The organism is Bacteroidota bacterium (assembly GCA_036522515.1).
In the GTDB taxonomy this organism is placed as follows: Bacteria; Bacteroidota; Ignavibacteria; order UBA10030; family SZUA-254; genus VBOC01.
This window is the reverse complement of sequence record DATDFQ010000030.1, coordinates 1-17658: the sequence shown is the minus strand read 5'-3', so window position 1 is coordinate 17658 and position 17658 is coordinate 1. Positions and strand designations below refer to the sequence as shown.

15 protein-coding genes are annotated in these 17658 nt (G+C 58.1%); 3 read left to right on the top strand and 12 right to left on the bottom strand.

Features of this window, described 5'->3' with window-relative positions; genetic code table 11:
- Positions 1 to 218 precede the first annotated feature (218 nt).
- The 11 genes from VI215_04925 to VI215_04875 form a co-directional block, all read right to left on the bottom strand.
- Positions 219 to 6182, bottom strand: coding sequence for a T9SS type A sorting domain-containing protein (locus VI215_04925; protein ID HEY6191655.1), 5964 nt, complete (start codon positions 6180 to 6182; stop codon positions 219 to 221).
- Positions 6183 to 6605: 423 nt separating this feature from the next.
- On the bottom strand, positions 6606 to 7676 hold the full coding sequence (locus VI215_04920) for a hypothetical protein (GenBank protein HEY6191654.1): 1071 nt from the start codon (positions 7674 to 7676) through the stop codon (positions 6606 to 6608).
- 9 nt (positions 7677 to 7685) lie between these two features.
- Positions 7686 to 8237, bottom strand: coding sequence for a hypothetical protein (locus VI215_04915; GenBank protein ID HEY6191653.1), 552 nt, complete (start codon positions 8235 to 8237; stop codon positions 7686 to 7688).
- 7 nt (positions 8238 to 8244) lie between these two features.
- Positions 8245 to 8784 carry a hypothetical protein gene (locus tag VI215_04910; GenBank protein HEY6191652.1) on the bottom strand — a complete coding sequence of 180 codons (540 nt, stop codon included), beginning with the start codon at positions 8782 to 8784 and terminating at the stop codon, positions 8245 to 8247.
- Positions 8785 to 9186: 402 nt separating this feature from the next.
- Complete coding sequence (locus VI215_04905) at positions 9187 to 10281, bottom strand: hypothetical protein (protein ID HEY6191651.1); 1095 nt, start codon at positions 10279 to 10281, stop codon at positions 9187 to 9189.
- 3 nt (positions 10282 to 10284) lie between these two features.
- On the bottom strand, positions 10285 to 10887 hold the full coding sequence (locus VI215_04900; protein HEY6191650.1) for a hypothetical protein: 603 nt from the start codon (positions 10885 to 10887) through the stop codon (positions 10285 to 10287).
- Positions 10888 to 10898: 11 nt separating this feature from the next.
- Positions 10899 to 11453 carry a hypothetical protein gene (locus VI215_04895; GenBank protein HEY6191649.1) on the bottom strand — a complete coding sequence of 185 codons (555 nt, stop codon included), beginning with the start codon at positions 11451 to 11453 and terminating at the stop codon, positions 10899 to 10901.
- A 174-nt stretch (positions 11454 to 11627) separates the two neighbouring features.
- The gene (locus tag VI215_04890) at positions 11628 to 12767 is read right to left on the bottom strand and encodes a hypothetical protein (GenBank protein ID HEY6191648.1); all 1140 of its coding nucleotides are present in this window, start codon (positions 12765 to 12767) and stop codon (positions 11628 to 11630) included.
- A 3-nt stretch (positions 12768 to 12770) separates the two neighbouring features.
- A complete protein-coding gene (locus VI215_04885) occupies positions 12771 to 13364 on the bottom strand; it encodes a hypothetical protein (protein HEY6191647.1) in 594 nt (197 codons plus the stop codon).
- Between the two features lie 9 nt (positions 13365 to 13373).
- Positions 13374 to 13916, bottom strand: coding sequence for a hypothetical protein (locus tag VI215_04880; protein HEY6191646.1), 543 nt, complete (start codon positions 13914 to 13916; stop codon positions 13374 to 13376).
- A 312-nt stretch (positions 13917 to 14228) separates the two neighbouring features.
- Positions 14229 to 14720 carry a hypothetical protein gene (locus tag VI215_04875; protein HEY6191645.1) on the bottom strand — a complete coding sequence of 164 codons (492 nt, stop codon included), beginning with the start codon at positions 14718 to 14720 and terminating at the stop codon, positions 14229 to 14231.
- Positions 14721 to 15148: 428 nt separating this feature from the next.
- On the opposite strand from VI215_04875, the gene VI215_04870 reads away from it, so the two are divergent.
- From VI215_04870 to VI215_04860, 3 genes are read left to right on the top strand one after another with little or no spacing between them, the layout of a single operon-like run.
- The gene (locus tag VI215_04870; protein ID HEY6191644.1) at positions 15149 to 15694 is read left to right on the top strand and encodes a hypothetical protein; all 546 of its coding nucleotides are present in this window, start codon (positions 15149 to 15151) and stop codon (positions 15692 to 15694) included.
- 9 nt (positions 15695 to 15703) lie between these two features.
- Positions 15704 to 16294 carry a hypothetical protein gene (locus VI215_04865; GenBank protein HEY6191643.1) on the top strand — a complete coding sequence of 197 codons (591 nt, stop codon included), beginning with the start codon at positions 15704 to 15706 and terminating at the stop codon, positions 16292 to 16294.
- 3 nt (positions 16295 to 16297) lie between these two features.
- Positions 16298 to 17437 carry a hypothetical protein gene (locus tag VI215_04860; GenBank protein ID HEY6191642.1) on the top strand — a complete coding sequence of 380 codons (1140 nt, stop codon included), beginning with the start codon at positions 16298 to 16300 and terminating at the stop codon, positions 17435 to 17437.
- A gap of 29 nt (positions 17438 to 17466) precedes the next feature.
- Here VI215_04860 and VI215_04855 read toward each other — a convergent pair.
- The coding region (locus VI215_04855) for a hypothetical protein (protein HEY6191641.1) at positions 17467 to 17658 on the bottom strand (192 nt) is incomplete at its 5' end.

The window sequence follows — 17658 nt, the reverse complement described above, 5'->3', positions numbered from 1 at the left end:
CATCTTTGGAGCTATCTGATCGGTCCGAAGAGGATGCTTCGTACGCTACCAATATATAGGAAATCAGAAATCGTGCGGTGATGTCGCACACGCCGGCGGAGCGTTTTACCCGATTAGTTTGCAGGTGGATAGGCGGAAGCAAAATCCGTGGGAGGGCCATAAAAACGGGGTGGTCCCGAACCCGGAACCACCCCGTTGAATTGCCCGTTCCTGACAGCTTACTTCATCAACAGCATCTTCATGACGTCATGGAACTCTCTTCCGGTCGTCGTCGAGGTCGCCTGCAGCCGGTACATGTACATCCCCGAAGGCAGCGCCACCCCCTGAAGGTTGGAGGTGTTCCACTCGACCGACTGATATCCTGCGCCCATCGCTCCGTCCACCAGCCTCGCGACTTCCTGGCCGAGGATGTTAAAGACGCTCAACCGGACCGTGCTTGCTTCCGGCAGATCGAACCTGATCTGCGTCGTCGGGTTGAACGGATTCGGAAAGTTCGCGTGGAGCGCATACTGAGCCGGCGTTGCAAGTGTCATTTCGGATGCTTCACCGATCCCCGATTTCCCGAGCGCCGTCACCGCCGAACAGCCGGGGATTGCGGAGACGCTGTCGGCGGTCTCGTCGACCGGCGTTCCGTTCACCGAGCTGATGAAGTTGTACTGGCAGGTCGGGGGTGCGCCGCTGTAGCTGGCCCCCTGCATCGACTTCACGCTGAACTTCACCGAGATGATGTAGTGCGCACCCGGCGTCGCGCCTGTGATGCAGACGTGTCCCTGGCCCGGCGAGGGTTCGTTCCCCTGGCGCAGATTCTGGCAACCGTCGCTGTAGATGTAGATCTGATTGCCGTTCTGAATCCGGAGGATATTGAACGCGCTGCACGCCTTCGTCTGCATCACATCGACGCAGAAGCTGGCACCCGGAGCCGTCACCTGGGTGTAGTAGAAGATCACGCCAGGCGTTGAAGAGCCGACCTTTCCATCCTGCGGCTTGTAGCAAAGCGACGGCAGTCGAACCGCATTGCCGCTCGTAAAGTCGCTGCAGGTCGTCTGCGTCGGGAAGATGTGCCCACCGCAATCGGTCCTCACTGTGAGCGTGCCCGTGCCTGAACCGGTGCATCCCTTGGTATCGGTCACAGTGACGCTGTAGGTTCCGCCGGTGCTGACGCTGATGGTCGATGTGGTCGCTCCCGTGCTCCATGCGAACGTCGAAGATCCCGTCCCGCTCCCAGGAGTCGCGGTCAGAATTCCCGGCAGTGCGGCCTCGCACACCCGGGGGCTGTTCACAGACACCGTCGGATTCGGATCGACCGTCAGCCTGCCCGAGCCGGAGCCCGTGCAGCCCTTCGTATCGGTCACCGTCACGGTATACGTGCCTGCCGTGCTCGTGCTGATGGTCGAGGTCGTCGCGCCCGTGCTCCATGAGAAAGTAACGGCACCTGTCCCGCCGGAAGGCGTCGCGGTCAGCGTGCTCGGGAGCGAGCCGGCGCAGACTTCCACACCACCGACCGAGACTGTCGGATTCGGATCGACGGCGAGCGCTCCCGAACCGGAGCCCGTGCAACCCTTCGAATCCGTGATAGTTACACTGTAGGTTCCCGCGGTGCTCGTAGCGATCGTCGAAGTCGTCGCGCCCGTGCTCCATGCGAACGTCTTGGATCCCGTTCCGCCTGCAGGAGTGGCAGTCAGATGCGCCGGCAACGCGCTCGCGCACGCTTCGACCCCACCCACCGTCACCGTCGGATTCGGATTGATCGTCAGCGTACCCGTGCCCGAGCCCGTGCAACCCTTCGTGTCGGTCACAGTCACGCTATAGGTCCCGGCCGTGCTCGTGCTGATGGTCGAGGTCGTCTCCCCTGTGCTCCATGCAAACGTCGCGGCGCCCGTCCCGCCGGATGGCGTCGCGGTGAGGGTGGATGGGAGACCGCTTGCGCATACCGAGGGGCTGTTGACGGAAACCGTCGGATTGGGATCGACGGTCAGAGTGCCCGAGCCGGAGCCCGTGCAGCCCTTCGCATCGGTCACTGTCACGCTATAGGTCCCGGCGGTGCTCCTGCTGATCGTCGAAGTCGTCGCGCCTGTGCTCCATGCAAAGGTCGCAGCGCCGGTCCCGCCGGCCGGTGTCGCCGTCAACGTGGCGGGAAGCGTGCTTGAGCAGACCTCAGGACTGTTGACACTCACCGTCGGATTCGGATTGATCGTGAGCGTACCCGTGCCCGAGCCCGTGCAGCCCTTCGCATCGGTCACGGTCACGCTGTAGGTACCGGCGGTGCTCGTGCTGATGGTCGATGTTGTCGCGCCCGTGCTCCACGCGAATGTCTTCGAGCCGGTCCCTCCGGAAGGCGTGGCCGTCAATGTCGCCGGAAGCGTGCTTGCGCACACGCCGGGACTGTTGACAGAAACCGTGGGATTCGGATTGATCGTGAGCGTGCCCGTGCCTGACCCCGTGCAGCCCTTCGTATCGGTCACGGTGACGCTGTAGGTTCCTGCCGTGCTGGTGCTGATCGTCGAGGTCGTCGCGCCCGTGCTCCAGGCAAACGCCGCAGCGCCGGTCCCGCCGGAAGGCGTGGCCGTCAATGTCGACGGAAGCGCGCTCGCGCAGACTTCAGGGCTGTTGACAGAGACAGTCGGATTCGGATCGACGGTGAGCGTACCCGTGGCCGTCCCCGTGCAACCCTTCGCATCGGTTACGGTCACGCTGTAGCTTCCGGCGGTGCTCGTGCTGATCGTCGAGGTCGTCGCGCCTGTGCTCCATGCGAACGTCTTCGAACCTGTTCCCCCGGCCGGTGTCGCCGTCAACGTCGCCGGCAATGTGCTTGCGCACACCTCGGGACTGTTGACCGATACCGTCGGATTCGGATTGACTGTCAGCGTACCCGTGGACGAGCCCGTGCAACCCTTCGTATCGGTCACGGTCACGCTGTAGGTTCCAGCGGTGCTCGTGCTGATGGTCGAGGTCGTCGCGCCCGTGCTCCAGGCGAACGTCTTCGAGCCGGTCCCCCCGGAGGGCGTTGCGGTAAGGGTCGAGGGCAGACCGCTTGCGCAGACTTCGGGGCTGTTGACCGAGACTGCCGGATTCGGATCGACCGTCAGTGTACCCGTGCCCGAGCCGGTGCAACCCTTCGTATCGGTTACGGTCACGCTGTAGGTTCCGGCTGTGCTCGTGCTGATGGTCGAAGTGGTCGCACCGGTGCTCCATGCGAACGTCTTCGATCCTGTTCCGCCGGACGGTGTCGCCGTCAAGGTCGCCGGTACTGTGCTTGCGCACACCTCGGGGCTGTTGACCGATACCGTCGGATTCGGATTGACCGTCAGCGTGCCCGAGCCGGAGCCCGTGCAGCCCTTCGTATCGGTCGCAGTTACCGAATATGTTCCTGCAGTGGTCGTGCTGATGGTCGAGGTCGTCGCGCCCGTGCTCCACGAGTACGTGTAGCCTGGCGCTCCTCCGTTGACGGTCGCCGTGAGCGTGCTCGAATTCCCGGAGCAGACTTCGGGGCTATTGACTGAGACGGTAAGATTGTTGTTGACCGTCAGCGTCCCTGAGCCGGAGCCCGTGCAACCCTTCGCATCGGTCACGGTCACTGAATATGTTCCGGCGGTGCTTGTGCTGATCGTCGAGGTCGTCGCGCCGGTGCTCCATGCAAACGCCTTCGCACCCGTTCCGCCCGAAGGCGTCGCGGTGAGCGTCGTCGGTAGAGCGCTTGCGCAGACTTCGGGGCTGTTCACCGAAACCGTCGGATTGGGATCGACGGTCAGAGTGCCCGAGCTCGAGCCCGTGCAGCCCTTGGTGTCTGTCACCGTCACGCTATAGGTCCCGGCGGTGCTTGTGCTGATCGTCGAGGTCGTAGCGCCCGTGCTCCACGCAAAGGCCGAAGCGCCTGTTCCGCCCGCGGGTGTCGCCGTCAATGTTGCCGGAAGCGTGCTCGCGCAGACTTCCGGACTGTTGACGCTCACCGTCGGATTCGGGTTGACCGTGAGCGTGCCCGAGCCGGAGCCCGTGCAGCCCTTCGAATCGGTCACAGTCACTGAATATGTCCCAGCGGCGCTCCTGCTGATCGTCGAGGTCGTCGCGCCTGTGCTCCATGCAAAAGTCGCAGCGCCCGTTCCGCCCGACGGCGTTGCTGTCAGGGTCGAAGGCAGACCGCTCGCGCAGACTTCCGGACTGTTGACGCTCACCGTCGGGTTCGGATTGACCGTGAGCGTGCCCGAGCCGGAGCCCGTGCAGCCCTTCGTATCGGTCACCGTCACGCTGTAGGTGCCTGCCGTGCTCGTGCCGATCGTCGAGGTCGTCGCGCCCGTGCTCCATGCGAACGTCTTCGAGCCGGTTCCGCCGGAGGGCGTCGCGGTCAATGTTGCAGGCAGGCTGCTGGCGCAGACCTCCGGGCTATTGACAGAAACCGCGGGGTTCGGATCGACCGTCAGAATGCCCGAGCCGGAGCCCGTGCAGCCCTTGGTATCCGTCACCGTCACACTATAGGTTCCGGCGGCGCTTGTGCTGATCGTCGATGTCGTCGCGCCGGTGCTCCACGCGAAGGTCGCGGCTCCTGTTCCGCCCGCCGGTGTTGCGGTCAGCGTCGCAGGAAGCGTGCTCGCGCAGACCTCAGCGTTACCGACCGAAACAGTCGGGTTCGGATTGACCGTAAGCGTGCCCGAGCCCGTGCCGGTGCATCCCTTCGTATCCGTCACCGTCACGCTGTAGGTGCCCGCGGTGCTCGTGCTGATCGTCGAGGTCGTTGCGCCGGTGCTCCAGTGGAACGCCATTGAGCCGGTTCCGCCCGAAGGGGTCGCAGTCAGCGTTGAGGGCAACGCGCTTGCGCACACCGAGGGACTATTGACCGAAACTGCGGGATTCGGGTTCACGTTGAATACCACGGTGTCCTTCAAAATACCGCAGCCCTGTGTGCTCGTTACCGTGAGAAGAAGCATCGCCGTCCCGGTCCCGGTATCGGTGATCGTCGTGGTCAACGAGCTGGGGTCTGCAATCGCCACGCGTCCGCTCAGCACCGACCAGAGGGGGATGCCGTTCATCGCGCTCCCTGCGAGGGTGAAGGTCGCCACATCTCCCGCCTGACAGACCGATTGATCGGGCCCCGCATTCCCCACTGCCGGGGGTATGACGGCGAACATGCCAAGCGCAAAATCCATCAAAGAACTTGTAAACGACGCGGAGGACCGCGTCTGGAAGAGCGCCGTCGCCAGCGGGTTGCAGGGATCGAGCGGCAGAAGGTTCAATCCGGTCAAATCGAGGCCGAACTCGACGAACTGAAGCGCGATCGTTGAATCGGTCAGGTTCCCCTGCGGTGAAACGCCCTGCCCCGGCGCGACCGCCGGGATGTTGGCGGTGTTGGTCGTGGTGAACCCCTTCCCCGCTGAAAGAGAATCGGCAATCAGGCTCCACGATCCGCCGCCGTTCGTGCTCCACTCGCGGACGCTGACGATGGGCCGCGTTCCGCCGTTGGTGTAATCGACGATCAAGAGAATATCGCCGCCGACCAGGTGGTTGTTGATGTCGAGTGTGCCCGCCACGCGCCCGCCCGCGGTTCCCGCGCCGGTCGCTCTGCCGGTGATCTTATTGCTTCCCGGCACGCGCCTGTCCACGAACATTCCTTTCTGGTCCAATTCAAGTCCCGCGAAACTCACACCGTTCGTGGCGCGCGTCTCAAATCCCGCCACCACCCAGCGGTGGCCCGTCGCTCCGTCGATCTGCGTGCTGATATAGCAGTTCGTGATATCGTTCTTCTGCGGGCTTCCTCCGCCGGCCGTCGTGTCGGTGACGACCCAATGGGTGCTTGAGGAGTCGATGGCCTGATCGTTCTTCTGGCCGCCCTTGTACTGCGTCGGATCGTCTCCCGTGCCCCAGTTCGCGTCGCGAAACCACAAACTGTTCGTGGCGTTATTCAGGCCAAGGACGGAGTGGCCGCCCGATTGGAGCAGAAGCGCGCTCCCGGTCGGACCCTGAGACCAGTCGTTGCCGGAGAGAAACGCTGCCCCGGTAAAGGTGACGCCCGAAAAATAGTTGGCGTCGATTTCCATGTTGGCCGCGCTTCCCGGCGTACCGGCCGGAGGCGTCTGCGCGTAGGCGCCGGCCGACAACAGAAGCATGGCAAACGCGCACATGAGCGCGGCGCGGACAACGGGCATGCACTTCATCCCGGCGATCAGACAGCGTGACGTTGTATTGAGCATCATGAAGACACTCTCCTTTGTAGTGATGGGTAGGTGAAGTTGTTCTAGTTTGACGATTTACTCGATTTGCTCGTACGGTCAGACTGGGAGGCACATCGTTCGAGATATCTGATCGGTCCGAAGAGGATGCTTCGAACGCTACCAAGATATCCGAAACGGGAGATGGTGCGGTGATGTCGCACACGCCGGTGCGGCGTTTTACCCGATTAAGTGGAGCGAAGAAATTAAGTGGTTATTTCAGATGGGAAGACCGCGCTGAAACGGATAAAATGATCCGGAGGCGAGGCAGAGTCAGGTTGCTGAGATCGCGGGGAGAACTTGTTCGTGAAGGAAAACGAATCAGATCGGGAACGGGGTGTCCCGATTCGGTTGGGGAAGTGGATTCAGGGAACGATGGTGAGCATCAAAGCGGGGAACAACTCCGAACTACTCGTACCAATCCACTATCTTATAAACCGGAGCCGTCTTGATATTTTTTGCTTTCGTCAGGGCGGCTTTGCTGAATTGAATCATCGATCCTCCACCCATTTCCCAGGAGCTGCCCGCGAGGCCCCCAAAGAGGACTCCGCCGATGATTTTCGAGTTGCCGACACTCGTGTTAAGGTCGAGGACCCAATTCCCATATTCAATAATGAGCCCGTGCCATTCTGAATTCCCGTTCAGCGTCAGCGATCCCTTCACCACAAGAATTCCCCATCCTATGTCCCCGCTGTTCAGAACGAAGTTCCCCGGTACGGCACCGGCACCGGTGCCGTCGCAAAAAACGATAATCGGGTTTGCCTGGGTTCCCTTGGAGCCGATCTGGGTCGGTTTTTTGGGGGCATTATTTATAAGAATTGAGTCGGCAAGCCCGTAATAGAGCGCGCCCAACACGGCCGGATCCGGTATCAGCGAGTCGACAGTGATTTTCGGGGTTCCTTTGATGCTGTCGACCAGCTTGGGGTAAGATGCATTGTAGGCGCTTGCGCTATCCGCGGCGGTTCTCACGTGGATGGGTGAAACGCTGTCCGCGCTCAGGGGAAGGAGATTTCCCAGAACGTCATGATCGCGGCCGTCCATCGTAAAGCCCGTCGACTTGAATTTGAAACTGTCCGGAGTCGAATAGACGCCGAGCGCCGCCTGGAATACCCACTGCGGGAAGATCGTGTGTGCGACGACCATTTTTGTCTTGATCCGGTAGGATGAATCGTTGAACGTGCTGTTTGCCGTCAACCAGAGTGAATCACCGAGGGCGACTCCGTCGACCCGAAAGGTACCGCCTTCCAAACTGCCGGGCGGGGAGCTGGGAACTGTAAATGTCGACGGCAGGACCGAGGTGGTATCGATTGTTCTGAGCGCAACCTGGATGGAATTGCGGGCGATGTCCCGGGCGATGGTGTAATCGGCGTAGCCGTAGGTGTTCTGGTATGCCTCTGTGTTCCTCTTGTTCAGGGTCGTCGCGACAATGCTGAACACAATGATGAACCCGAGAACCGAGATGATCGCGTTAGTGCCCATTTGAGAGTCTCAAAGATTCCTGGGAAAAATTCGTTTCTGCCAGAATGCCGCGGCGTAGGTCGTGTCGACCGGGAAAGGGCTCTCGACATTAAAAACCACGTCGATCGACTTGACAAAATCCGGAATTGTCGTGACGACTCCAGCGCTGTCATAATACGTAAAGCTCAGGCTCGTGACCCCGATATTGGCAGCCGTCCTCACCCCGTTCCGAACACGGTAGAGAATTCTGTCGCGTGGATTTTTTGTGGATCCGAGCACCGAAGCGGGACCCACATAGTACTGGACGGAATCCCATGCGACGCCCGGATTGGTGGGATCCGCCATATAAAACGAAATGCTATCCTGCTTCGCGGCGCGGACCGCCGGCTTCGGCGTGTGGTAGCCGATCTTGACAAAATCGAATTCAATCATCCGGGCCAGTGTGACGCAATTCGTCTGTGTGATGAGCGTAAAGGTCTTGTTATACGTAGCCTGATCCAGGTTCACATTCATTCCGAAGATCGCCACCAGAATGATGCCGGCGATGATCGACGCCCCGATGATGTCCATGAGTATCGCCATGGGTGCTCTAAGGCAGGTATCTCCTGAAGACAATCAACCCTTTCACCTTCACGGGGCTCAGCAGATTGGAATGTGTGACGGTCACTTCGACCTTCTTGAACCATGTCTGAGTCGAAGACGGGGTGTCGTGGTTCCCCTCCTGGACGTAGAACACGGAGTCGCGCACGCTGAACGTCCCGAGGTGCGACGATTTGACGACGCGCCGGTACCCCTGATAGTCGTCCACGTCGTTGAACTTGAGCGTCGATTTGAAAGGGGCCGTATCGGGAGCAGCCGCCACCAGGCTGGCAAATGTCTTTTCAGAGTCGATATCGGCGCCAAGCCGGGACTTCGGCGTGCAAAACGATGGATCAGTCACTGTTGAGGTCGCGTTCGTGAGCGAATCGAATGCCTGCGTGTTGATCTCGTCGATCATCGCCTGCCCGATCGAGATTGCATCGATGGTCGCCTCGCTGTCGTACGAGATCATGTACGTTCTCAGGATCGTCGTATTGATCGAGAGCGTCAATGTCGAGAGTATCGCCATCGCGCCGACAACCAATAGCATTTGACCGAGGTTCATATCAGTTCAGGCCGCCAATTTTTGAAATCGACTTCCATGACAGGGATCACGGAGAGTCCGGACCGGACACGCCGGGTGAGTAATGGTATTGAACAAGAGGTGTCTGCGGTAGTTTTCCTACGCGCGAGGCACGCGCTTGCAAGAAAATCGCCTCCTACAGCAGGGTTACACTTGGGAAATCTCGGAGAATTTCGTATGAAATATACTCTAGTCCGGCCCGAAAGTCAAGGAAATATACCTGATTTCCCCGATTATTTTTGGAGAGCGGAGTACGTCATTGGTGAAAGGAGGATGGATTGAACACTAAGTGCGGAGGGGCGCACCCCGGCGGAGGGTGGTTGAACTCGATTTCAGGCTTCCCTGGCGGAGGGATCCGGGGTCAGATTGCTACTCCCTCCAGGCTATTACTTTCAAGCCTGTCCCGTTGGACACCATACCCACGGCGTCGAGGATCGATTGCCGAGAGTAGCGCGCCACGGCCGAGCCGTTCCCCATGACGGCGCCCGCGGGGTTGGGGGTAAGACCGATGATCGTCCCCCAAATCTGGGCATGCAGCAAGGAGATATCGTCCGACAGAATTATTCCCGAGAACCAGCCGCTCGCACCTTTGAACATGGAGTTCTTAACGCTATTGTGAATGATCAGCATGCCGCTTCCGTTGATGTTCGCGGAGTTCCAGATGTTCGATCCTGACGGCATTTCGACATAGGTGACGCCGCTCAGAGGATACTTAAGTTTTGCTGGATCGGTCACGTACTGGCTCCCGGCTACGCCGCTCTGAGCGACCGCTTTCAGGGTTCCTTCCGGATATCCCATATCCGCCCCTCCGAACGCGCTGTCCGGAGTGCCCGGATAACCCCCGGCGATCGACTGGTTGGTCATCACCACCGCGGGATTTACTGGATTCGTGGGAACGAAATCGACACCGAGAGCCGTCCCTCCCACCTTGGAACTCGAGCTTCCCAGGGTAAAGCTCGAGCCCGTCGTCCACACGCCGTAGGTTCCCTTCCCCGGATTCACCGTCGTCGACCAGGGCTTGTGATCCTCTGCATCGAGCGTGATGCTGCCGTTGATGTCGTCCGATCCGTTGATGGTCACAAGGCCCTTTACGATCGGAGGTATCATCGGCTGCGGAAAATAGCAGATCGCGGTCGAGACGGCCGTCGACTCCTGGCTCGTCGCGACGGAACGGATGCGGATCGCGTGCGCGATCCCGGCGAACGAGGTGTCGAACAGCGTCACGGTCGCCGTTCCGCTGAGCATGCTGAGCGAAGAAAAGCCCGTTCTCCAGGCGCTGTTCGTTTCGAGTTGCCGCAATGCAAGATTGACGCCGCTCTGAGCGATGTTCCGGGCGTTCTGCTTCTTGGCGTACCCTGCGGAGTTGGCGACGATCGCGGAACTCGCCGCTTCGATCCGGTAGAGGATGGTGCCGGAGATCATGATGATCCCGACGACGAGGAGGATGATGGCTCGGCCTGACATGGTTTATCTCAGATTTTTAGGTTTGATGATTCGTTCCCAATAGACACCCGGATTGAGCTTCAGATACTTCATCGTGGTCTCTTTGTACGGAACCGTGCTTTCGATATTGACGGCGAGCTTGAACGATTTTATCAGGGAGGGCCGCGTCACCGGGTTGGTCGTCAACGCCGTGTCCCCCTTATTGTAGTAGTACATCCTGAACCGGACGAGTCCCAGATTTATCTGGGACGTGGAGCTGTTCGTTCCCTGGGGCGCATAGGTCCTGCTCAGGATCCGGGTCTTTGTATTCAACTGCCCGGAGGCGGCCGTCGGATTGAACGCGTAGGTGATCGTGTCGATCGTCCCGTGGTCGAGAAAATCGCCGGTGAATTTGAGCTTGTTGGAATCGGCGTAGATGATGGAGCTGTCCTTGCCGTACACTCCGTATCCCATCTTGCTGATCTCATACTCGAGGATGCTTGTCACCGCGGTGAGGTTCGACTGCGTCATCACCTTGATCGTCTGGACGCTGGCGCTCTCCACGATGTTGCTGTTGAAGCCCACCAGCATGACGAGCACGATTCCGCCGATCACGACCGAGCAGACAACATCATACAATGCATTCATGATCTTGATTCCTAATAGGTAAATGCGTAAGAAAGCTCGACCTTGTCGGTCATATAGGGGCTCGTCACCGTGACTTTCATCCGCTTGCAAAATGTCTGATAGTTCAGAGGCACATCGGGATCGGTCGGGTCGCCGTATTTGACCTGAACGGCAATCGTAAATCCCTCAGCCCTCGGCGTGTTCACCGTTCTCGTGTAACCGTCGTAATCGTCGATATCGTTGAATTTGTACGTCGACTTATAACCGGGCGAGGTCGCCGTGTAGGGCGCGGCGCTGACCAACACGTCGGGCTTGGGTACATTCTCCGTGACACCCTCGGGACCGAGCTTGTTGAACACAGTGAAGGAATCAGCGAGCGCGACCGTCGCGGTATCGACGACCGTTTTCTGGTCGAACGCCTTGGTTTTCGCTTCGTCGATGACCGCCTGAGCCAGCGATATTGCGGAGATGTAGTACTCGTTTTGCTCGGCGATCTGGGTATTGCCCATCATCAATCGATTTGAGGAACTGAGGAATGTTCCGAAGATGATCAGGGCTCCGACCGCCAGAATGATGTTAGCACCCATATTGAGTTTCCCGGATGATTGAAAATCTTCCCGATCTCATGACTGCGGTTCCGTTCTTCATGCAATCTGCGGTGCGCAGACGGTGGATCGAAGGAGAGGCAAATGAATCTGCAACCAATTTAACAAGACGCGGTGCCATTGTCTGTACGCATCGTCACATTGGGTAAAATGGGCTCATTCCCACCAGGCGATGACGTTCGCCGCGCTGCCGATTGCGGTTGAACTGCCGTTGAGGCTCGTGGCGTTGAGAACCGCCTGTCTCGAAAACCACATATTCCCGTTGCTGTTCCCGATCACGGTCCCTTCGGAAGGAGTGGGAGAGAGCTCTATGACCGCTCCGGTGATCTCACCCTGAATGTGGACGATGTCGTCCGCGATGACCAATCCCACGAAATCAGGATTTGCCGAGGTCCCGGCCGCATTCTTAATCGCGGCATTCCTGGCACTATTGTGGACGATGAGTATTCCGGAGCCGTACACGGTCGCGGAACCCCATACGGTCCCCGCGGGAAGCTCGACATATGTGACACCCTTCAAGGGATATTTCAGTGTCAATGGATCCGTGACGTACTGACTCCCGCCAGCCCCGCTTTGGGCGATGGATTTCAATTTGCCTTCCGGATATCCGTTGCCAGTGCCTCCGGCCGCGCTGTCGGGGGTCAGGGGATACCCGCCCGGGTAGGTCTGGTTCTCCATTATTGTTGGTCCGTTCTTCTTGGTGCTTCCAAGAGGTAAGTAGTCCTTACCGTCGACTGTACCGCCAAACTTTGAGCTTCCCCCGACGCTGAATGTGGTTGTGCACCAGACGGCATATGTGCCCGTCGTATCGATGAGTGTCGGGGGATCCGGCGGCGGCAGGGTATGATTTCTGCCGTCCAAAACAATACCGCCTGCGGTGCCCACGGGGCCATTCGACTGAAGCAGCCCTTTTACGGGAATGGGGTTGAGAACGGTCTTCCCGACGTAGGCGATCGAGGTATCCCTGCGCTCGCCGCTCTTCTGATAGTTCGCAATTCCGATTGCGCGGATCATCACCACGGAACCCCCCTGATACGTCGTGTCCTGCGCGGTGACAATGACTTTCCCTCCGAGCATGTCCATCAGCGGAAAGCCGGTTCTCCATGAAGCATTATTTGCGAGCTGCAAGAGACCCATGTTCACGCCGCTCTGGGCGATATTCAGGGCGGTCTGATTGAGATACGCCGACGTGAAGTTCGACACGATCCCCGTGCTGGCGGCCTCGATATTATAGAGCACGATGCCCGAGGTGATGATCATCCCCACAACGATGAATATGATGGCTCGTCCGGTCATGACCTACTTTAAGTTTTTCGGTTTGTACGCCCGTTCCCAGTAAACGCCCGGATTCAGTTTCACGTACTTTTCCGTCTTTATCTTGTACGGCACGGTGCTCTCCACATTGAGAGCCACCTTGAACGATTTGATGAGCGAGGGCCTGGAGACCGGGTACGCGGTGTACGGAGTGCCGGCCGCATCATAATAGACGAATCGAAGAGAAGTCATGCCCACATTGATGAATTGCGCGGCCTGGGAATTAAACGTCCGGTAGAGCGCCCGGGTGGACGTATTCGTGTTTCCGGTCCGCGCCGTCGGACTCAAAAAGTATGTGAGGGTGTCCACGCTGCCGGTGTTGTCGAAGTCCCCTTTGAATTTGATCTTGTTGCTGTCGGCGATGAGGATGGCGCTGTCCGAACTGACCGTGATTCCATAGCCCAATTTCCGAAGCGAGTTATCCAGGATGTCTGTTATCGCCGTCAGGTTCGTCTGGGCCATGATCTTGATCGTCTGGGCGCTCCCCTCCTGGACGATGTAGCCGTTGAAGGACACGATCATGGAGAGGATCATTCCTCCGATCGCGACCGATATGATAATATCATAGAGGGTGTGCACGAGCCCGTCCTAATAGAGAAACGCGTAAGAGATGACGAGCGAATCGGGCATGTAGGGGCTCTTGACGGTCACCGTAAACTTCTTGCACCAGGTCTGTGTCCCCTTCGTCGAGTCGGGCCAGGTCGGGCTTGCATAGGCCACCTTTGCCGAGAGCGTATACCCTTCGGCCCGCGGAGTGTTGACCAACCGCTTGTAGCCGTTGTAATCGTCCACGTCGTCGAATTTGAGAATCGACCGGAATCCCGGAGTCGCCGATGTGTACGGACTGACAGTGATCGCGGTGTCGGGGCTCGGGACCGTCTCCGCGACGACATCCGTGCCGAGGCCCGCGCTCAGAGATTCGGGCGCTGATACCGCGTAGGTGACGCTTTTTTCGTCGAAGGCTTTCGTCTTCGCCTCAGCGATGAGAGATTGACCGAGGGAAAGTGCCGTCAGGTAATATTCGTTCTGTTCGGCGATCTGTGTATTGCCGATCATTAGTTTATCCGACGAACTCAGGAAAATGCCGAAAATCATCATCGCCCCGATGGCGAGGATAACGTTAGTGCCCATATTTGCAGCCTTTGGTCATTTCTATTCGATACCTAGGTAACAATTTACTCAATCTGGTGCAAGGGTTATGTACGCAATATCACAGGAGGATGCCCTTGTGCCGTCGATCACCAAGGTACGGTAATAACTTGGACGGGTCTTTTCAGATTTTACCCGAAAAGAATAGCTAAACTCGCGCTGTTCGGGGATGCCTTTTGGGGGGTCTTACAATAGAGGGTATCAATGAGGGAGTCCGCATCTGCTCACGAAATAAAACGGGGTCACGACATGTAATCGTGACCCCGCGGAGGATCGATCGTGATCAGGTATGTCCTAAAAGTAATATCTCGCGCCGAGACCGGCGTCGATCGCGAAGTTGGAAGACGATATAAATTGGAGGGAGGGAACAAGTTCAAGGAAGACGTCTACCGGCGCGTTATGCGGCATCCATGCGATCCCAAAAACGCCCCGGACTGCAAAGGCTGCGTCGTAGTGGGCCCCGGAATTGATGCGTCCGCCGATGCCATAGTAGAGCGGGAATCGCTCGGTCGACTGAATCGCGTCGAACGAATGCCAGAGGTAATCCATATGGAAGTGAACCCGGCTTCCGCTGTAATAGATGTCACCCCTGCCGAGACGGTCGCCCCCGAATGACCAGCCAAGGCCGAAATCGAAGGCGGTCGTGGATGAAGTCCATAATTTGGCGCTGAGACCCGTCGGCTCGCCGACGATGATCCCGAGTCCGAATTGGTGCTCCTGCGCGATTGCGCCCTTTCCAGCGAGAAACAGGAAGAGCGCGATGAATGCGACATGGAAATGCTTCATGGTAGTCCCCCTTCTATGGTCTGATTGATTCCAGATCCCACGTTGGATAAATATAGCCCCCGGAGGGGTGAATGTCAACGGGGGGGTGGTGTCGCAATTTGGCCGAAGTTCTCTCCACCTCGTCATGCTGACATGCTCCTGGTCAGCATCTTTCAACTCTTTTATAAAGATCCCGACCTAGAACATGTCGGGATGACGAGCAAAAAATGAAATTGCGATACCACAGGCGGGGAGGGAGGGGATTTTTGGCTCTTTTTACAGGTGCCCGCCATCACGCCTTCCGGGTGACTCGAGTCACGCGGGCTTTGAACCCCAGTCCGTATCTTGCAATATTATTCCTCGTGTAGGTAATAGAATTGGCGTAATTTGGCCATCTTGAAGCGTGTACCGACAGGACCGGATACCATTAGAAGAGGCTACGAAGGCGTATGGGTTCCAACATTACACTCGCCGTAGGAGCGCTGATCATCTTCAGCACGTTCCTGAGCTCCTCGAACAAGCTGATGATCATGAACACCCAGCTCGCGGAGCAGAACGAGTACTACCTCACTGCCCTTTCGCTTGGGGAATCGCTCATTTCCGAAGCCAAGGCAAAGGCATTCGACCAGATGACCGTGACGAATCCGGTTACACTTACCGATTCGCTCAGCTCCGTCCTGGGCACCGAGGGCGTCTCGGAAACCATCCCTTCGCCCGACACATTGATCACGAGCACCCCGTACACCGCTGCGACCCCGGGTTTCAGATCCGGAGTCAAATTCAATGACGTCGACGATTACAATGGGTACAAACGAAAGGTCAACACCCAGAGAGCGGAAGGCTACACCCTCTCCGCCAAAGTCGCCTACGCCAGCCCGACCTATCCCGATTCCATCAAGTCGGGGGTCAAGACCTTTTGCAAAACGATGACGGTCGTCGTGAAGAGCCCGTTCATCCCCGATTCGGTTTCCCTCTCGTACACGTTCCTCTATTAGGAATCTTTGATGCAGACGCTCTATGACATCGTCATCTCCGTTGCGCTGGGGGGATTGCTTCTTTCAATGCTCGTCATGTTCAACGGGAATCTCGTCGAGGGAGGGACCGCTCAATCGCTCAAGATCATGACCCAGACGAATTTCACCGAGGTCACGAAGGACCTCGAGTTCAGTTTGCGCAAGATGGGGTACCGCGTGCCGGCCGCAAATGACAGCGCGATCGTGATAGCCGACTCGAACAAGATCAAGTTCAAGGGGGATTTTGACAACAACGGGACGGTCGACACGCTCACCTACTACCTCAACCCCGCGGCGTCCGGCAATCAAAATACGAACACACACGTTCTCAATATGACGCTCAACGCGGGCGCTGTTCAGAAGATTAACATCGGGATTACGAAATTCCGGCTCACGTACTACGACGCAGCCGAGACGCCCTATACGACGTACCCGGTTTCGACCCCGTCGAAAATCAGTTCGATCAAAGTCAGCATGAACCTTGAGAGCAAGGTCCCTTATAAACTGAAGTCGGAGTCGTATGTGAAGCTGAATCCCGGGGTCTACTGGGAGCGCACATTTAAACCCAAGAACTTGAAATAAGCCATGACCGGACACGCGATCATTTTTACTGTTGTAGGTGTCATCCTCATCTCCTCGCTGGTGATGTTCAACATCGAATCTGCGGGCACCAGCATCGCCGCAAATTTCTTCGGGGAGTATCTCAACCAGTCGGCCCAGAACATAGCCCAGAGCGGCGTGAATATGGGATTGCGACAGTTGGCGAACAATTCGTCGTGGCGAACGGGTTTTCCTCTCATGAATCTCCAGGGGGGAAAAGTCATTGTGACCGCCGCCGATACCACGTACCTGGGCGTTTCGGCCGTCATGATCACTTCGATCGGCATCGCCAATTACCAGAAGTCGGATGAGCACAGGGATACCTCGATCGCATACGTCAGAAAAACCCTCTTGAATCCAATTTCCGTAAAGGGTGTGGTCCAGGCGAACGGGCCTGTGGGCACGGCCGGCGGCATCCTTATCGACGGAAGAAACCACTCGCTTCCGCCACCGTATCCTCCGACGTTGATCGACACGACCGGCATGTATGCGGTTTGGACCACGTCAACATTCGCGGTGGGAGGGGGCTCCACATTCGCGGGGACCGCCAACGGCGTGGATTACGCGCCGGCTTCGAGCGTGAAGAAGAATGGCCAGACCATTATGCAAAACCAGACGTGGCCGGGGGGGTATCCGATGACACCGGACAGTGTCGCCGGGGGAACATCGAACGGTTATCCCGAGGGAACTCTGAAATCTGTCGCGCAGAGCGGCGTGGGGGGAAGCCAGTACGTGACGGATCCGCTTAAATTGAAATACCCGCTCAGCGGCGTGACGTATGTAGAGGTTCCCTCTGGCGTGGTGTGGGGTTCCGCAATCGTCTACGGAACAGGAATCCTCATCGTCCACAACAGCGCAAAGAATGCCGCGGTAAAAAACCTCTCCGACAACGGCACGGGCTTCGATTTCCAGGGTCTGATCATCGCAGACGATATCGTCCACGTTCAGACCGAGATCACGGGAGCGATCATCGAATTGAGTCCCACCCCATCCGAAGGGAATGTCCTTGGAAACAGCAACGGAAACGTCTGGTTCTCGCGGCAAGCGGTCCTGAATGCCACGCAGAGCGTCAACGGAGGCTCAGGCAACGGCAGCGCCTCCGGCGTCATAGGGTGGTACGAGTAAATCCCCTTTTCTTCTCGTTCCGCCGCGCCTCATCGGCGAGGCGCCGCCTTCGTCCCGGAAAGGAATAACTGCCCACTTTCGTTCACCTTCACCCAGTAGCCTTGTCCCGGGAGAAGGGAATCTGCGGAAAAATAGCCGGAGTGATATCCGAAAAACCTCGACGCGATGATACCCGGGGGGTTCGAGGCCACCGACTGCACGGCGACCGGATCCGTGATCGT